Here is a 17,157-nt window from a genome sequence, read left to right as displayed (position 1 = left end):
GCCTGTCGGGTTGACTGATGATTATCATGCTACAGAGACCTGGTTTTTTTCGCGACTTCAATGATATGGCCTACAGGTAGCCCGAGGAGAGCGTCCATGCGTTGGCAATGCAGACTCGGCCTCCGGTTCCGTTGGCAATAAGTTTCACCCCCAGGCTGTCGGTCTGTGGATAAAGGCGACTGCTGAAAGAGAAGCTGCCGTTGTTGTCGAACACCTCAATGGACGAGCGATCAAGGAACACTCGCAGCTCCAGTTGGCCGTGTTGTGGGTCTATTGCCACGCTGCGTTGACCGCTGACGTGGGTGCCCGACTGATCGCGGTCCAAAATCAAACGCTTTAGCGCCGCGTCGTAGTAAAGCAGAGTCTGCTGTTGGCCATCGGCGCTGCTACGCAAGGCTACGCCCAAGTGGCCTTCGGTGCAGTCGAGCAGGTCAAGATGCACGTGGATTTCGAGCATGTCGCCGTGTATGTCGGTTAGCCATTGGCTACCCGCTTCGCTCCACCAGGGAGAGCCTGGTAATACGGTGTCGCGCAACGCTGCAAGTTCGCGTGCGGGCTGCACGCAAAGGCGCTCGGCATGCAGTTCAAGTTCGCGTGGCAGGCCCAGCATGCCGCGCCAGTGATGCGCCTCGGTGGGGGTCGGGCTTTCCCACATATCGATCCACGCCCACAGCAGACGTCTGCCATCGGCGGCCACCAGCGTCTGCGCTGCATAGAAGTCGTGGCCGCTGTCCAGCTCGATAAAAGGCCCGCCGGTGAATTGCCATTGATTGTCGACCTGGCCCACTCGATAGCCGGTGTGGAACCTGTTCAGTCGCCCGTAGCGCTGTGCCGGCATGCCCTGGGGGGAGTAAAGCAGTACGTCGCGTCCATTGAGGCCAAACAGATCCGGACATTCCCACATATAGCCGTCGCCTTCGTCGCCTGTGGACACATAGCTCACGAATTCCCACGCGTGCAGGTCTGCAGACCGATACAACGGCAGTAGCGGCGTGTCACCCAGGCGCGCGCCGGCAATCAGGTACCAGTGGTCATCCTGCTGCCAGACCTTGGGGTCACGGAAATGAATGATCGTGTCTTGCGGCGGGGTGTCGATGACGGCCCCGTGTTTTATGAAACTGATGCCGTCGGTACTGGTAGCCAGGCACTGCACCTGACGGATAAAACGCTCGTCGCCCACTTCACCCAGCCAGGTATGCCCGGTGTAGATCAGTGCCAGAGTATCGCCAACCACCACTGCACTGCCGGAAAAACAACCGTCCCGGTCGAAGTCATCGCCGGGCGCCAGGGCAATGGGCAGGTGCTGCCAATGGACCAAATCAGAGCTCTTGGCGTGGCCCCAGTACATTGGGCCCCATTTCGAGTCGAAGGGGTGGTGCTGATAGAACACATGGTATTCGCCGCGAAAGTACACCACCCCGTTAGGGTCGTTCATCCAGCCGGCAGGCGGGGCCAGGTGATAACCGGGTCGATAATCATGGATCAACTGCGCCAGACCATCCTTCAGCGCATGGTGCGCGCGCTCAAGAGCGCTGGACATTTGATCGTTCATGCTATTCACAGAAAAGCTCATAGGGTGCCCGTTTGTACGAAGTGCGGCGTAGTGTCGTTTGCCACGTGTTGACTGGCGTCTGTATGGCGCTTCAGGGCCAGGCCATCGGCGTCGAACAGATGCAGGTTGCTGTCGTCGAATTGCAGCGCGACCTGGTCGCCCACTCGCCAACCAGTCTTGGCGTCGCAGCGACAAATCAACGGTTCGCTCTCGCCGGTAGCCAGGTGCACGTAGACCTCGCTGCCCAGGTATTCGACGCCGGCCACCGTGACACCAACGCCGTTGTTCGACGTATTGAGGGTGATGTGCTCCGGGCGAACACCCAGGGTCAGTTGCGTACCCTCGGTCAGATTCGAGCTGTCGAAGGGCAGGGATTTCATGCCCAGTGCCGGGATATCGATCAGGCTGTTGCGACCCGGTGCCTGCAAGGGCACTGGCAGAAAATTCATTCTCGGCGAGCCTAGAAAACCGGCGACGAAGCGGCTGGCGGGGCGCTCGTACAGCTCGCGTGGCGAGCCCACCTGTTCGACCTGACCACCATTGAGCACGACAATTTTGTCCGCCAGCGTCATGGCCTCTACCTGATCGTGAGTGACGTAGATCATGGTCGAGCCCAGCCGCTTATGAAGCCGGGCGATTTCGTTGCGCATCTGCACCCGCAACGAGGCATCAAGGTTTGAGAGCGGCTCATCGAACAACAGAATGTCGGGTTCCCGCGCCATGGCTCTGCCCATTGCCACACGCTGGCGCTGCCCACCAGACAGTTCTCTGGGCTTGCGTTGCAGGAGTTTGTCCAGTTGCAGGATTTGTGCGGTTTTCAGCACGCGTTCGCGCAGGCTGCTTTTTTCGGTCTTGGCCAGCTTGAGACCAAAACTGATGTTGTCGTAGACGCTCATGTGCGGGTATAGGGCGTAGGACTGAAAGACCATGCCGACGCCACGCTCGCGCGGTTCCAGGTCATTGACCCGTCGTCCGTCGATCAGCAGGTCGCCACCACAGATTGAATCCAGGCCGGCGATCAAGCGCAGCAGCGTCGACTTTCCGCAGCCCGACGGGCCAACGAACACAACGAACTCACCCGCAGCGATCTCCAGGCTGACGTCGCGCAGAATACGCGTGCCGCCCAATTGCTTGTTGATGTTGGCTAGCTTCAATTTCATCACGATGCTGTTCCTTGTCAGTTGTGTGCATCAACCTTTCAACGCACCGGCAGTGAGGCCGGAAACGATGCGGCGCTGGAAGATCAGCACCAGAATCACCAGGGGGACGGTCACCAGCACCGACGCCGCCATCAACAGGCCCCAGGGCAATTCGTGGGAGCTGCCACCCGAAATCAGGGCGATAGCGACCGGGACCGTTCGTTGGGCGTCCGTCAGGGTGAAGGTCAGGGCAAACAGGAACTCGTTCCACGCGGCGATAAAAGCCAGCAGGCCGGTGGTGACCAGGGCGGGCCACAGCAGCGGCAGCAGCACGCGGGTCAGCGTGACCCAGGGCGATGCGCCATCCATGATTGCTGCTTCTTCCAGTTCGTGCGGCAATTGCCCCATGAACGTGGTCAGCACCCAGACGGTGAAGGGCAGGGTGAAAATCGTGTAGCTCAGGATCAGCGCCCATGAGGTGTTGTACAGCCCCAGCGCGCGGATCACTTCAAACAGCCCCGACAGCACCGCGACCTGAGGAAACATCGAGACCCCGAGTACCATCATCAGGACCGTGCCGCGCCCTCGGAACTTGACCCTGCCCAGGGCATAAGACGCCGTCAGACCGAGGAACAGCGCCAGCATCACCACGCTCAGCGCAACCACCAGCGAGTTGGCGATGGCCTGCAGGAATGACGGCTGGCTCAGGACCGCGGCGTAATTGGAGAAGTCGGGTCTGGCGATCCAGTAGCTCGCCTCAAACAGAGCACTGGACGGCTTCAATGACGTCAGGATTGCGTAGTAGAAAGGGAAGATCGCGTACAGCAGCAAGATCCCGATAAGGCCCCAGAAACCCAGGCGCATCAGTGCTTTCTTCAGTCGGCGCAGGTTCATGAGCGCACCTCCAGTTGGCGACGTCCGAGGTACAGATAAAGCATGGCGATCACGGCCACGACCAGAAACAGCAGGGTCGAGGCTGCGCTGCCGTAGCCGACGTCCTGGAACTCCACCAGGTGCTGGCGGGCATAGACCGACATGCTCATGGTGCTCGAAGAGTTGGATGTCAGGACGTAGATGACGTCGAATACCCGCAGTGAATCGAGGATGCGAAAGATTGCTGCAACCAGTAAAGCTGGCATCAGCAACGGCAAGGTGACTCGCCAGAACACGCGCACTGGATGAATGCCGTCGACCCTGGCGGCTTCGTAGCAATCGCCTGGCAGCATCTGCAAGGCCGCCAGCATCAGCAGGGTGACAAAGGGCACGGTCTTCCAGACGTCGACGATGATGACTGCCCACATCGACAGATCCGCATCTGCCGTCCAGGCCAGTGGCGCGTCGATCAGGCCCAGGCTCAGCATCATGTGGTTGATGATGCCGAACTGGTCATTGAGCATCCACGACCAGATCTTCGCCGAGACGATGGTCGGAATTGCCCAAGGGATCAGAATCAACGCACGGACCAGCGCGCGACCGGTGAACTTGACGTTCAACAGCAATGCCACCATCAGCCCCAGGACCATTTCCAGCCCTACCGACACAACGGTGAAATGCAACGTGTTGCGCACCGCGTTCCACCATTGCGGATCGACCAGGACGCCTGACCAGATGACGCCGTCGTAGAGCAGATAATTGCTCAGGCCCACGAATGAGCCACTGCCGGTATCCGACAGGTCGGCGTCGGTCAGGCTGAACCAGAATGTGCGCAGCAACGGCCAGGCCGCCACCAGGGTCAGGCACACCAGCATGGGTGTCAGAAACAGCCAGGCGGCGCGTAGCCTGCGACGTTGTACAGGCGTTTCCCGGTTGACGAGCTCGTCGTCTCCGGGGTAGTCGGTAGAAGAGACAGGCATGTTGATTTCCTTACGTGTGGCTTACCAGTTCCGGCGTTTGATGCGGGTCAGTTCGCGTTCCAGTTCGACCAGTGCCTGATCGACCGGTATATCGCCCGCCAGCACGCTATGCACCCGATCAAAGAACGCGTTGGAGACGCGTGGGTAACCGTTGGCCGTGATAGCGGCGGGGCGCATGACCCCATTGCTGAGGATGCTGTGCAACTGGGGGTAGTAAGGCATCGCCGCGATCAACTCGGGGTCGGCATACAGCGACTCGATGACCGGGTTGTAGGCACCTGCCAGAGCACGCTGTTTTTGCTGTTGTGCGCTGGTCAGGTAGGCAACCAGTTCTGCCGCAAGCTTGGGGTTGCGGCTGTAGCGCGAAACCGCCAGGCCCCAGCCTCCCAGTGTGGAAGCATGGGTACCGTTTGCGCCGCCACTGGGCAGGGGAGCGACGCCGACCTTGTCTTTTATCGCGCTGTCCTTGCTTTGCACCAAGGCCCAGACGTAAGGCCAGTTGCGCATGAACAGCGCATTTCCCGACTGGAATACGCCACGGCCTTCTTCCTCGGTGTAATTGAGGACGCCGGGCGGGGAGATGTCGCCGACCCAGCTTTTGGCCAGGGTCAGCGCGACTCTTGACGCCTGGCTGTTGACCACGATGTCTCCGCGCGAGTTAACCAGTCCGCCGTCCGGCTGGCTGCTGATCCATTCCAGGGCGTTGCACGTCAGGCCTTCATAGGCGCGCCCCTGGAAGACATAGCCCCACATAGTGGCGTTTCCTGCATCGCGTTCGGCTTTTTGAACGTATTTGGCGGTGGCGGTCATGTCCTCCCAGGTCTGGGGGACCGGCTTTTGGTACTTATCGAGCAAATCCTTGCGGTAGTACAACAGCCCCGAGTCGGTGAACCAGGGCATCGACACCAGCCGGCCGTCGACTGTGGCGTTGTCCACCTGCGCCTGGAAATAGCCTTGCGTGGCATTCGCCGGAAGTAGTTCGCGCAGGTCCGTCAGGTGTTTGGCGAGCATCCCCGGCCACACCATATCGATCTGAATGATATCGATGTCGGTGGACTGGGCACTGAGGATTTGCTGATAAAAGGACAGGCGCTCGGTTGCAGAGTTAGGTGTGGACACCACCTGGACGTTGTTGCCGGTCTGTTTCGACCACGTATCGACTCCCTCTTTGCACAGTTGCAATTCCGCTCCGACGGCTCCGCACGAGATCGTCAGATTGGCCGCGTGCGACAGCGCAGGAAACCCTGCAGACAGGGCTAGCAGCGCGGCGGGAAGAAGAGATTTCAGCTGTTTCATAGAGCCCTCTTTATTTTTGTTTTTATAAAAGTTAACGTTAACATCGTCAATGTATCAGCGTATTTTCGATGTGGCACCCTTTTTTCTTCGATTTGCACAATTTTGCGCTAAAGGAAAGAAGTACGGCCAACGTCACGAAAACAATAAAAACAAAACAGGAAGTCCCCATGCAAAACGCACCCAAATGGCTGCTCGCGGGCATGCTCGGTAGCTCGGCGGCGGTCTCTCAGGCCGCGACTCTGGAAGAGCGGATGGCGGCATTTGAAGCCCGTACCAGCGCTGCTGAAAAGCGCGCAGCCGCAGCTGAACAGCAAACTCAGGCGCTCGCCAGGGAACTGCAGCAAATCAGACTCGCCAACCCTGCCTTGCAGCCAGCGGCGCCCACTGTGGCGGCCAGTCCACAGCCTGCTCTGGATGATCGCGTGGCAAAACTCGAAGCCCGCCAGCAAAGCATGGAAAAGCCAGGCAGTGCCGGACACCTCACCGATGGGTTCAGCTTCAAGGGCTATGCCCGCTCCGGTCTGTTGATCAACGACGGCCTGGGCGGCGGTCGCGGCGGGCCTTATACAACCCCCGCAGGTTCAGTCGGCGGGGCCGTCGGGCGTCTGGGTAACGAAGACGACACCTACATGCGCTTCGATCTGTCGAAAGAAATCTATGCGCAGAACGGCACGCGTTCCAAGTTCACGGTCTCCATCGCCGATGGCGTTGAAAGCTATAACGACTGGACGGCCACTGAAAGCAACCTGAACGTGCGTCAGGTCTTTACCGAGCTCGACCATATCGCCGCGTTCAAAGGTAATTCCGTATTCGAGAACTCCACCCTATGGGCCGGCAAGCGATTCGACAGGGATAATTTCGATATCCACTGGCTGGACTCGGACGTGGTCTTTCTGGCCGGCACCGGTGGCGGTATCTACGACGTGCAGATGACCAAGGACTGGCGCTCGAACTATTCCCTGATCGGGCGCAACTACGGAGATTTCAGTGAGGGCGGCGTCGATGCCGATGTGGAAAGCTACATCCTGACCTCCAACCAATTCTTCGACAATGGTCAGTGGCAGTGGATGTTCAACGCCATTGGCGCAAAGAAAAACGACGTCGGTACGCGCACCAATCAAGCCGGTTTCGCACCCGCAGACTCAGGCCTGCACACCATGTTGGCCAATCACCAGAAGGACTTTTTCGGCCGCGAAGGTTTCTTCAAGACGGCGTTGCTCTATGGGCAGGGCCTGGGTGCACAGGTCAAGGACATTGGTTCGGATGGCGAACTGATCGACGAAGCCCGCGCGTTGCGTCTGGCCATGTATGGCGAAACGCCTATCGCGCCGGGATGGCGCATCGGCCCGAGCCTGCTGGCCGAGCAGAGCAAAGACCGCTATGTCAAAGGCGACGATTACCGCTGGCTCACGCTGAACATGCGCCTGGCCAACGAGATCAACAGCAACTTCGAGATGGCCTATGAGCTGAGTTGGCAAACCATGGACCTCGACCCCAAAGGCTACCTGCAACGCAATGCGGTAGATGGTAACTTCTGGAAGTTTACGGTTGCGCCGACCTTCAAGCCGGACATGGGTGACCTGCTCACGCGTCCCGAACTGCGAGTCTTCGCAAGTCTCATGAACTGGTCTTCGGACCTGGACCGCTACAGCACGACCGGCAACTTTGGCAAAAGCGACTTCAACGCCGGTGGTGTGTGGCAGTTCGGCATTCAGATGGAGACCTGGTTCTAGGCACGGTATTCAAAGCCCGGCGCAATGTGCCGGGCTTTGAATCTGTCTAGCAACGGCGAGCCTGACTGAATGAGCATCAAGGCAGTCTTACTGACCTGCAACGCCCTTCATCACCTCCACCCTGAGCACCTTGTTGGCAGCGGTAATGTACGCCCAGCTTGTCTGCTCACTGGAGCAGAACGTCAGGTTGCTGGTATCCGCAGCCGCAACCAGCAGTTTGCCCAGTGGTTTGCCTGCTGCGGAAAACACCTGAATACCTTCCTTGCTGCTGCTCCACAGGTTACCAAGCGCGTCGACTGCGATCCCGTCAGGGATGCCGGGCTCGATGTCAGCGAACACTTTGCCGTTGATCAAGCGACCGTCGCGCACCTGATAGACCATGATGCGATGTGCCAGCTTCTTGTTGGTGAAGTCGTGGGCCATTTGTGAGTCGGCCACATAAAGCAGCTGTTGATCCGGCGAGAAAGCCAGGCCGTTGGGCGAGTGGACTTCGGGGGTGTCGAGGCGGGTGATTTCCCCGGTATCGGGTACGTAGCGATAGATGAACTCGCCGCCTTGCTCTGGCTTGCCGCCATAGCCCTCGCTTTTGCTCTGCACCCCGAAAGTAGGATCGGAAAACCAGAGAGTGCCGCTTTTATCCGCCACGACATCGTTCGGGCTGTTCAGCCGTTTGCCCTGGTAGGTGTCGACCAGTGTACGCCACTCACCATTGGGCTCCTGCCGCACGATGCCACGTTTGCCATGCGAGGCCGCCACCACACGGCCCTGGCCGTCGAGCGTATGCCCATTTTGAAAGTCGGCCTTTTCCAGCCAGGTGGAGACGCCATCCTTTGCTTGCCAGCTGCTGACTTTGTTGGCCTTGATGTCACTCCAGATCAAACGGCCATCAGCCAGGCACAGCGGGCCTTCTGCCCACTTCGCCTGATCGGTCAACAGCTCGACGCGGGCCTGGGGGGCCACCAGTTGACTGAAGGCCGGATCGATAACTACTTGCCGGACAGGGGTGACGGCGTCGGTTGCGCCTGCTGAACCTGCAGCCAGGAGCGCACCGCCCAATAACCATGAGGAGGGGCGCAGAAAGTGTTTTTTACGGGTCGGTTTCATGTGTTCAGGTCCGTATGCGATCAGTAGGCACAACTGCCGTTGGTGCGTTTGTCAGCCGCATCCGGTTTGAGTTTGATGATCAGTTGAACATTGGGTTGATCACCCACGGTGCGCGTCAGGTGGCCTACACGCTCGTCATCCGGACGCGGCCGGGACCGGGTGTCGGCATTGAACTGCATCTCTCCCGGTCCTTGCACCAGCACACTGCCGTCGGTGGTTTCCACCGACCATTGCCCCTGCAGGGTGATGACCCATTGTGGCCCCGGCGCGTGGTGCCAGTTGCCGACGTATCCCACCGGCAGCACTGCGTAAGCGATGCTTTCAATATCGTCAGGGGAGACGCCGACCCATTGCGGCGCGGCTGGCGGGGCATAGCTTTTGAACTCCAGGCCTTCCAGGCGGCAGTGGCCAACATGCGTGGCACCGTTTTCGTCAGCCCACAGCGTGGCATACGAAACAGGCGGTTGCAGTTGACCGTTGCTGTGAGTCATTTGCGCAGACGCCTTCGGCACCGATTGCACGTCGGCATTGGCACTCGCCATGCCGACGCAGGCTGCGCAGACCAGAGCCAGGGTGTATAGAGACTTCATCGGGTCACTCCGTTTACAGGGAAATTCCATGTGTCTGTCGCAAGGCAGCGCGCTGCTCAGGCCGGTCGGGCGTGAGGCAGCCAGCGCTGCTGCAAATCCCGCCGTATGACTTCGATCACCCACATCCACAGCAAGTGCCCGAACGTTTCAGATAGCAACTCCGACGCAGGCAGCTCCCACAGCGGCGGTGCCCAATGAAACGCTGGCAGGATGACGCCGTGAAACCCCAGGGTCATCAACAGGCCGAAACCCAGACCCTGCCACAGGGCGGTGCGCGGGTACCTGAGTACAAGCAGGCAATAGAACATGGCGAAGAAGATGGAAAAGCCATGGTGGACCAGGGCACTGCCGTAATTCACCACGTGCTCTGAATACACATAAGTCAGCTGCTGAGCGTTGATGCCCAGCGAATCAAGCATCTCCACGGGCGGAACCGGGCGGTCCGGCGTGCGAGGCGGGAAGGGTATTTCCGTGCCCCATTTGATGAAACTGGAAACATTGCCCCCAACAAAGCCGGCCAGTGCGGCGACACCATACGCTCGCGTGTTCAAATCAGCGCCCCTTCTTCATAGACCAGGCTGTGAGCGATCTCGCCCTAGCCGTTGAACCATGAAGTATGTGCAACGCTCATTTATTTGTAACATACTAATTTGATAGCTCATTGATACTAAAAAAATATCAAATGATTGATTTGAAATTGATGCGTCAGTACGTGGTGGTCGCTGAAACCTTGAATTTTCGCAAGGCCGCGCAGCGCTTGAACATGTCACAGCCGCCCCTGAGCGTTGCGATTCGTCGGCTGGAAGAATGTCTGGGCGTGCAGTTGTTGCAGCGCAGTACGCGCTCCACGCAATTGACCGCTGCGGGCGTCGTGTTTCTGGCCGAGGCCCGGCAGACGTTGTTGCAGGCCGAACGGGCCTGCGAAATGGCACGTCGCTCTGCGGCAGGCATGCTCGGCACGATTCGACTTGGCTTTGTCGACAGCGTTGTCGATGGTTTGCTACCGGCGCTGCTGCGTGGCTATCAGGCAGCGAACCCGAACGTCGATATTCAACTGCAGGAGGCCACCCCTCCCGAGCAGATTGAAGGCCTGCGCAATGACCGGCTGGACGTCGGCATTCTGGTGTTGCCGGTCATAGACCCGGGCAATATTCAGATCGAGCCGCTGTTCGAGGACCGCATGGTCGCGGTGCTGCCTCAGGATCATCCCTTGGCCGAGCGTGCGTCCATCGGTCTTGCGGCGTTGGCAGACCAACCCTGGATTCTGTTCGCCCCGCATCATGGCCCGGGCATGCACTCGCATATTCTGCTGGCCTGCGCGAGTGCAGGTTTTACCCCTCGGGTCGTGCAACAGCCTCGCCAGATGCAAACCACGGCTGCGCTGGTCGCCGGAGGAATGGGTGTGGCGCTGATGCCGCAGCGCTATGCTCGACGACAGCCAGGGCGGTTGGCCTGTCGCGAGCTGACGGGCCCTGGTACACCTGTCGCCTATGTGCTGGCGCTGGCGTATCGCGAGCTGTCTCCGTGTGCGCAGTCCTTGCGCGACGTGATCATGGAGCTGGTTCAGTCGCCAGCGTTCACGCTGTCGTCCGCGGAGTCATGACACCGTCGCCTGAGCTCGGGCCCAAACCCGCTATTCGCGTGCAGGTTCAAATGCACTGAACGCCTTGCCCCGGCCTGACTCCAAATCCTGCCCCGGCGCTCAAACTGTATTACGTCGATGGGTGTTCGAATCCTCTGCCAATCAAGGAATTCCCATGACCGATCCACGTAACGTTGCCCACGACAAAAAAGTCCAGCAAGAGAAAAAGAACCACGGCGAAGAAATCGCGCCGAATGCCGAGCACGCACCTCAGCCGGGTATGAAGCCGGCACTCAAGCACGATGATGACGAGCAGGAAGAGCAGGCGTAAGCCAGTGACCTGATCGTGACCTTTGGCGGTGCTGACTGATGTCAGCACCCGCTGGGCGCTTCCTTCGAGGTCATCACTTCAGGCAGGTAAAAGGGGGCTCATAGCATGCTCAAGCACATCATTTTTGACGTAAACGAGACACTGCTGGATCTGGCTGCGCTCGACGCTTTCTTCGAGGGACTGTTCGGCGCCAGCCGCTTGCGCACCGAATGGTTTCTGACGCTGCAAGAGTGCTGGATGACCAACACCATAACCGGACAGTATCAGGCGTTTGGTGATCTGGCGCAGGGCGCTTTGAGAATGGTTGCCGCACGGCACCAGGTGGAAGTGGGCGACGATCAGTGCCAGGCCCTGGCCGCAGGCATCAAATCTCTTCCTGCGCATAAGGACGTTCATCAGGCACTGCAGTTATTGAACGATAACGGATTTGTGCTCATTGCCCTGAGCAATGGCGCGCTGGAGGCGCTGCAGCAACAGCTCGAATTTGCAGGATTGACCGACTGCTTCGAGCACATCATGGCAGGCAGCGAAATCAGCCAATTCAAGCCAGCCGCGGTAACCTACCAAATGGTCGCAAAGCGCCTGGGCATCGCCACGGATCAGATGATCATGGTCGCTGCGCACGCCTGGGACATCGCCGGCGCCGCTCAGGCTGGGTGTCGCACTGCGTTTGTCGAGCGTCCGGGAAAGGTTCTCAACCCGATCGGCACCAAGCCTGACTTGTTCGGTAAAGATGTTCAGGATGTCGCCATGAAACTCTGCGCAGGTCCGTTTTAGCGCTGATTCACGAGTCGGCTTGCAGCCGTCCCTCATCACTTGCAGACCTTCACTTGAAGGGTATGACGGATATCTCCCCGTTTCTTTCAATGATCAGCAACAGGACGAAATCGAAGGTGGTGAGGTTCTGGGTCTGTAAGAGGGCGGCGTCCGGCAACACAAAACAAGACCATCAAGACAAAATAAATCGCTGCTGCTCTGAGCTGGGCATCGGCAGCGTTTCGCCACCAGGCATGTGCATTTGCCCTCGGTACAGTCCCACCCCGTTACTGCGAACAGTCAGGTACAAGGTGGCAAAACCGTCCTTGTCGGCCTGCATCGGAATGACCAGATCGCGGCCTTCGCTTCAGCCGACCACGTTGCGGATATCCACGTTGATGCCATTCAGGATGCTCACAATCCGGATATGAGCATCAACGAGGCGGGTGAGCAGGAAACTCTGCTCAATCCAGGGCATTATTTTCAGCCGGAAAAATCGTGATGCTCGAGCAAGGTTTTGCAGTCAGTGGGCGGCTTGCTTATGGCGAACGCTGACGTGTCTTGATCTGATCGGGAAGCCTTCGAACGTTATCGGTGCAAGATCACCTGATGAATCTCCTGCAACGGAACAATCCGTTGTGCAGCATTCAGCTTGATCGCTTCCTTGGGCATGCCGAACACCACGCAACTGGCCTCATCCTGAGCCACAGTCGAGCTGCCGGCATCCAGCATCTCCTTGAGGCCGCGTGCGCCGTCGTCGCCCATGCCGGTCATGATAATGCCAGTGGCGTTTTTGCCGGCGAATTTGGCGACCGAGCGAAACAGCACGTCTACCGAAGGGCGGTGCCGGTTGACCAGCGGGCCGTCGATGACCTGGACGTGATAATAGGCGCCGCTGCGGGTCACCATCATGTGTTTGCCACCGGGAGCGATCAGGGCCAGGCCGGGCAGGATCCGGTCGTTGTTACGTGCTTCGCGCACTTCGATCTGGCTCAGGCTATTGAGACGTTCGGCGAACGAGGCGGTGAATTTCTCCGGCATGTGCTGGACGATGACCATGCCTGGGCACACGCGAGGCAGGGCGGTGAGTACCGCTTCCAGTGCCTGGGTGCCGCCGGTTGAGGTGCCGATGGCGACGATGCGTTCGGTGGTCTGCGCCATGGAGTGACCGCTGGCGGCGGGAAGAATGGCATCAGCGGTGAGTTTGCTGGCAGGGTTCAGTACCGGGGCGGCACTACGCTTGCCAAGGTTTCTGACATTGGAATTGGCCGCCGCTCGAATGGCGGCCACCAGTTCGTTGGCTGATTCGAGCAGGAAATTCTTCAGGCCGGTGGTGGGTTTGGTGATGATTTCCACAGCCCCGGCAGACAGCGCCTGCAATGAGGTTTCCGCGCCTTTCTGGGTCAGCGACGAGCAGATCACCACCGGTGTCGGCCGCTCGCTCATGATCTTCTTGAGGAAGGTGATGCCGTCCATGCGCGGCATCTCGACGTCCAGCACGATGACATCCGGCCATTCCTGAGCCAGTTTGCTCATCGCAAAGATCGGGTCTGACGCGGCGCCCATGACATGAATATCGGGGGTGTCGTTGAGAATCGCCACGAGTACCTGACGAACTACAGCCGAATCATCGACCAGCAGTACGCTGATTTTTTTGTTTGGCATCTTTTTCCATTGCTTCCATTGGTTGGTGCCTGACCCATACGTTTCCGTCCCACAGGTCGAAGATGATGGTGCGATGCCCGGTGCTGCCCATATCCTGAGCGGTCAGTTGTAGATGGTGTTGCCCGGCCAGCGCAAGCGCCGCATGAATGTTGCTGTCGGCGACGTTGTGCATGTGTTGGTCGGGACGCTGCGTAGGGAACATTTCGCCGCCGCCGAACAGTTTGACCTGATACTCCGCGGGCAAGGTGCCGTTGGCCAGAGCATGGCGGATCAGTATTTCCATCGCTTCGTCAGCGTATTTGCCATCCAGCGGCTGGTGCTTGCGGATACGCCCCGGCAGCATGAAATGGCACATACCGCCGATATGCCGATAGGGGTGCCAGAACGTGATCGCTACACATGAACCCAACAAAGTGCGTAAGCGCGCAGGCCGGGTCTCGAAGACCACCTCACCGGGAGCCAGCACTATTTCGGAAACGCCGACGGGCGTGTTCATGGTTTGCGGTAGATCGAAGGAGAGATCATTTTCAATTGGTCGTTCACTCCGTTCAGGCTTTCCGAGTGGCTGATGATGAAATAGCCACCGGGTTTGAGACGCGGCAGTAACCGCGCCACGACTTTGCTTTTGGTCTCCTGATCGAAATAAATCATCACGTTGCGCAGAAAAATCACGTCGAACTCGCCCAGATCAGGGAGGGTTTCATTGAGATTGACCTGCACGAAGCTGACCCGGCTGCGCAACGATTTGTCGATCAGGAAGGTGCCGTCCTGGCGACCGACACCTTTCAGACAATATTTGAACAGCAAAGGTTGCGGGAGCGTTTCGGTGCGCTCCATGGGGTAGTGGCCGCTGCGGGCCTTGCTCAGTACGCGGGTGCTGATGTCCGAGCCAATCACTTCCCATGGTGTGCTGCCCAGTTGCTCCGCGAGGGTCATTGCCAGGCTGTAGGGCTCTTCGCCAGACGAGCTGGCGGCGCTCCAGACTCTGAATACCTTGCCCGGCGCGACCTTCGGCAGTACCTGCTGGCGCAGGAAATCAAAGTGCTTGGGCTCACGGAAGAAGTACGTCTCGTTGGTGGTCAGCAGGTCCAGCGCAATTTGCAGTTCGCCATTGCGCTGGTCGGTCATGATCAGCTTGAAATACTCTCCGTAGCTGTCCAGCTCGTAATGCTTGAGGCGTTTGAACAGGCGGCCGGCAACCAGCGCCTTCTTGGCCAGGGTCAGTTTGATGCCCGCCGCGCTATACAGCCAGGACTGGAACTGGCCGAATTCGCGATCAGTGAGCGACGCTGTGTCAGGCATGGTCCGGCCTCAGTGTGCGTCAAAGTCGAGCGCAGGTGCCTGACCTGCTTCGGCCAGGCTGGACATCTCGTCTATGGACAGCACTTTCTCGACTTCCAGCACGATCACGAATTTGCCGTCGACCTTGGCCATGCCGCTGATGAAGTCCGCCCGAATCCGCGCGCCGAAATTGGGCGGCGGTTCGATCTGCGAGGCGGGTATTTCCAGCACTGCCGAAACGTTGTCGACCAGCAGCCCGATGTCCTGCGGCTGACCGTCCTCAGTGCTGGCCTCGATGATGATGACGCACGAGCGTCGGGTGATGTCCGAGTTCTGCCGCCCGAAGCGCGCCGACAGATCAACCACCGGCACCACTGCACCACGCAGATTAATCACGCCGCGCACAAAAGCCGGCATCATCGGCACGACGGTCAGGCTGCCGTATTCGATGATTTCCTTGATGCCCAGAATACCGATGGCAAACATCTCGCCACCGAGCATGAAAGTCAGGTACTGCGCCTCTTCTTCGACGGCTGTTGCGGTCTGTCGAGTCGTGACCAATGAGCCCATGTCGTTCTCCCTGTGAATCGGTAACGAAGCCGTTGATCAGAAGCGAGTGAATTCCGATTCGTCCGGCGAGCTGGCCATGCTGTGCGCGAAGGCCTTGCGTGGCGCTTGTTGCACGGGACGTGGCGGCTGACGGGTCGGGCTGCTGTGGCTGTCGATACCGCTGCTTTTCGCCATCGCTCTTGGCGATGAGTCGAGGGTGAAGAAACTCATCGATTGCTGCAGTTGCTCGGCCTGACTGCTCATTTCTTCTGCGGTGGCGGCCAGTTCTTCGCTGCTCGATGCGTTCTGCTGGGTGACCTGATTGAGCTGGGTCATTGCGGTATTGATTTGTGCGACTCCGGCGGCCTGTTCTTCGGAAGCCGCGCTGATTTCCTGCACCAGATCGGAGGTCTTGTTGATCGACGGCACCATCTCATCCAGTAACTTGCCGGCTTTCTCGGCCATTTCCACGCTGCTGGAAGACAATTCGCCGATTTCCTGGGCGGCAACCTGGCTGCGTTCGGCCAGCTTGCGCACTTCGGCAGCCACTACGGCGAAACCTTTGCCGTGTTCACCGGCGCGGGCGGCTTCGATAGCGGCGTTGAGCGCGAGCAGGTTGGTCTGGTAAGCGATGTCGTCAATGATGCTGATGCGCTGAGCGATCTTCTTCATTGCCACGACGGTCTGTTGTACCGATTCGCCACCATCGGTGGCTTCCTTGGCGGCCTTGCTGGCCATGCCGTCGGTGACCTTGGCGTTCTCGGTGTTCTGGTTGATGCTGGCGCTCATCTGTTCGACCGATGCGCTGGTTTCTTCGACGCTGGCAGCCTGTTCGCTGGTGGCCTGGCTCATCGATTGCGCAGTGGCGCTGACTTCTTCCGACGCGCTGGCCAGGTTGTCGGCGGCATTACGCACTTCGCCGATAATGTGCGCCAGCTTGCCGACCATGTTGCGCATGGCGTTGAGCACCATGCCGGTTTCATCTTTGGAGCCGTGCCCGATGTGCGCGTTCAGGTTGCCTTCTGCCAACTGCTCGGCAGCAGTCGCTGCTTCCTTGAGTGGGCGAGAAATGATTCGGGCGATGAACAGTGCCAGGCCAAGGCCTATCAACAAGGCGGCAATCAGTACCACGATGATTGAGATGCGAGCGGTTTCGTACAGTTGCGAGCCTTTTTCCCCAGCGGCTGTGGCACCTGCGTCGTTAAGGTCGACCATTCTCTGCAACTGGCCGGTCATTTCGTCAAAATGCGTTTTCGACTCACCCTTCAGCATCGCCCGTGCCTGGGCTTCGAGGCCCTGGCGGGAAAAATCAAACAACTCGCTGCTGCTTTTCAGATACGCGGACCATGTTGCGGAAACGGCGCTGAACAGTTGGCGATCTTCATCGCTCACCACCAGCTTGTCGTAAGTCGCCAGGCGCGTTTCGAACTGTTTGCGAGAGTCTGCAGCCTCTAACTCCATCTGCGCCTTTTCCTGGGCGTTGTCGGCTGCAATGTGGCGGTTTTCCTTCAAGCGGTAGTTTGCGGCATAAAAGCGCATGCCTGCTGCCGCGCGAACCGAGGGCATCCAGTTTTCCTTGATGTCCTGAGCGGCCTGGTTGACTTGGCCGAGCTGGATAATCGCAAAGACTCCCATGGCTGCGGTCAACGCCAGAACCACCAGAAACGAGGTAATCAGCTTGGTGGAGATCTTCAGATCGTAAAACCATTTCATCGGGTTACTCCTT

The 17,157-nt window shown here is 58.9% G+C and carries 17 protein-coding genes and 2 pseudogenes; 5 read left to right on the top strand and 14 right to left on the bottom strand.

Annotated features, from left to right (window positions below; genetic code table 11):
- Positions 1-70: 70 nt before the first annotated feature.
- From N018_RS21415 to N018_RS21395, 5 genes are read right to left on the bottom strand one after another with little or no spacing between them, the layout of a single operon-like run.
- On the bottom strand, positions 71-1,573 hold the full coding sequence (locus N018_RS21415) for a glycoside hydrolase family 32 protein (protein WP_025390711.1): 1,503 nt from the start codon (positions 1,571-1,573) through the stop codon (positions 71-73).
- Entirely contained in the window at positions 1,570-2,715 is a 1,146-nt protein-coding gene (locus N018_RS21410; protein ID WP_024647066.1) for an ABC transporter ATP-binding protein, read from the bottom strand. The genes N018_RS21415 and N018_RS21410 overlap by 4 nt, the downstream gene beginning before the upstream one ends.
- 27 nt (positions 2,716-2,742) lie before the next feature.
- Positions 2,743-3,585 (bottom strand): carbohydrate ABC transporter permease, encoded by an 843-nt coding sequence (locus N018_RS21405; RefSeq protein ID WP_024647065.1) that lies wholly within the window; start codon positions 3,583-3,585, stop codon positions 2,743-2,745.
- Positions 3,582-4,544 carry a carbohydrate ABC transporter permease gene (locus N018_RS21400; RefSeq protein WP_025390710.1) on the bottom strand — a complete coding sequence of 321 codons (963 nt, stop codon included), beginning with the start codon at positions 4,542-4,544 and terminating at the stop codon, positions 3,582-3,584. The genes N018_RS21405 and N018_RS21400 overlap by 4 nt, the downstream gene beginning before the upstream one ends.
- A 21-nt stretch (positions 4,545-4,565) precedes the next feature.
- Positions 4,566-5,840, bottom strand: a complete 1,275-nt coding sequence (locus N018_RS21395) for an ABC transporter substrate-binding protein (protein WP_025390709.1) — start codon at positions 5,838-5,840, stop codon at positions 4,566-4,568.
- A 167-nt stretch (positions 5,841-6,007) separates the two neighbouring features.
- Here N018_RS21395 and N018_RS21390 point away from each other — a divergent pair, with 167 nt between their 5' ends.
- Positions 6,008-7,573 carry a carbohydrate porin gene (locus N018_RS21390; RefSeq protein ID WP_038401515.1) on the top strand — a complete coding sequence of 522 codons (1,566 nt, stop codon included), beginning with the start codon at positions 6,008-6,010 and terminating at the stop codon, positions 7,571-7,573.
- 87 nt (positions 7,574-7,660) lie between these two features.
- On the opposite strand, the gene N018_RS21385 is transcribed toward N018_RS21390, so the two are convergent.
- The 3 genes from N018_RS21385 to N018_RS21375 are packed head-to-tail and all read right to left on the bottom strand — an operon-like array spanning position 7,661 to position 9,818.
- On the bottom strand, positions 7,661-8,677 hold the full coding sequence (locus N018_RS21385; protein WP_025390707.1) for an SMP-30/gluconolactonase/LRE family protein: 1,017 nt from the start codon (positions 8,675-8,677) through the stop codon (positions 7,661-7,663).
- Between the two features lie 20 nt (positions 8,678-8,697).
- Positions 8,698-9,267: a hypothetical protein gene (locus tag N018_RS21380; protein ID WP_025390706.1), complete on the bottom strand. Its 570-nt coding sequence runs from the start codon at positions 9,265-9,267 to the stop codon at positions 8,698-8,700.
- A gap of 56 nt (positions 9,268-9,323) precedes the next feature.
- Positions 9,324-9,818 carry a YagU family protein gene (locus N018_RS21375; RefSeq protein WP_024647059.1) on the bottom strand — a complete coding sequence of 165 codons (495 nt, stop codon included), beginning with the start codon at positions 9,816-9,818 and terminating at the stop codon, positions 9,324-9,326.
- A gap of 131 nt (positions 9,819-9,949) precedes the next feature.
- On the opposite strand from N018_RS21375, the gene N018_RS21370 reads away from it, so the two are divergent.
- The 3 genes from N018_RS21370 (at position 9,950) to N018_RS21365 (ending at position 11,957) form a co-directional block, all read left to right on the top strand.
- Positions 9,950-10,870, top strand: a complete 921-nt coding sequence (locus N018_RS21370; protein ID WP_025390705.1) for a LysR family transcriptional regulator — start codon at positions 9,950-9,952, stop codon at positions 10,868-10,870.
- 154 nt (positions 10,871-11,024) lie between these two features.
- Complete coding sequence (locus tag N018_RS26860) at positions 11,025-11,180, top strand: hypothetical protein (RefSeq protein ID WP_003317799.1); 156 nt, start codon at positions 11,025-11,027, stop codon at positions 11,178-11,180.
- 105 nt (positions 11,181-11,285) lie between these two features.
- A complete protein-coding gene (locus N018_RS21365) occupies positions 11,286-11,957 on the top strand; it encodes a haloacid dehalogenase type II (RefSeq protein ID WP_025390704.1) in 672 nt (223 codons plus the stop codon).
- A gap of 88 nt (positions 11,958-12,045) precedes the next feature.
- On the opposite strand, the pseudogene N018_RS28815 reads toward N018_RS21365, so the two are convergent.
- Positions 12,046-12,130: pseudogene (locus tag N018_RS28815) on the bottom strand (DUF421 domain-containing protein); the annotation flags it as partial.
- Positions 12,131-12,306: 176 nt separating this feature from the next.
- On the opposite strand from N018_RS28815, the pseudogene N018_RS21360 reads away from it, so the two are divergent.
- Positions 12,307-12,491, top strand: a pseudogene (locus tag N018_RS21360) (hypothetical protein); the annotation flags it as partial.
- Between the two features lie 33 nt (positions 12,492-12,524).
- On the opposite strand, the gene N018_RS21355 reads toward N018_RS21360, so the two are convergent.
- From N018_RS21355 to N018_RS21335, 5 genes are read right to left on the bottom strand one after another with little or no spacing between them, the layout of a single operon-like run.
- A complete protein-coding gene (locus tag N018_RS21355; RefSeq protein WP_024672992.1) occupies positions 12,525-13,601 on the bottom strand; it encodes a protein-glutamate methylesterase/protein-glutamine glutaminase in 1,077 nt (358 codons plus the stop codon).
- On the bottom strand, positions 13,564-14,097 hold the full coding sequence (cheD, locus tag N018_RS21350; protein ID WP_025390702.1) for a chemoreceptor glutamine deamidase CheD: 534 nt from the start codon (positions 14,095-14,097) through the stop codon (positions 13,564-13,566). The genes N018_RS21355 and cheD overlap by 38 nt, the downstream gene beginning before the upstream one ends.
- A complete protein-coding gene (locus N018_RS21345) occupies positions 14,094-14,903 on the bottom strand; it encodes a CheR family methyltransferase (protein ID WP_024647053.1) in 810 nt (269 codons plus the stop codon). The genes cheD and N018_RS21345 overlap by 4 nt, the downstream gene beginning before the upstream one ends.
- Positions 14,904-14,912: 9 nt before the next feature.
- Positions 14,913-15,452: a chemotaxis protein CheW gene (locus tag N018_RS21340; RefSeq protein ID WP_024647052.1), complete on the bottom strand. Its 540-nt coding sequence runs from the start codon at positions 15,450-15,452 to the stop codon at positions 14,913-14,915.
- Positions 15,453-15,488: 36 nt separating this feature from the next.
- Entirely contained in the window at positions 15,489-17,144 is a 1,656-nt protein-coding gene (locus N018_RS21335; protein ID WP_024647051.1) for a methyl-accepting chemotaxis protein, read from the bottom strand.
- Between the last annotated feature and the right edge of the window lie 13 nt (positions 17,145-17,157).

The sequence above is a fragment of the Pseudomonas syringae CC1557 genome, from assembly GCF_000452705.1.
GTDB classification, from domain to species: Bacteria; Pseudomonadota; Gammaproteobacteria; order Pseudomonadales; family Pseudomonadaceae; genus Aquipseudomonas; species Aquipseudomonas syringae_F.
Note: the sequence above shows the minus strand (reverse complement) of the source record. Positions and strands in the feature narration are given on the sequence as shown.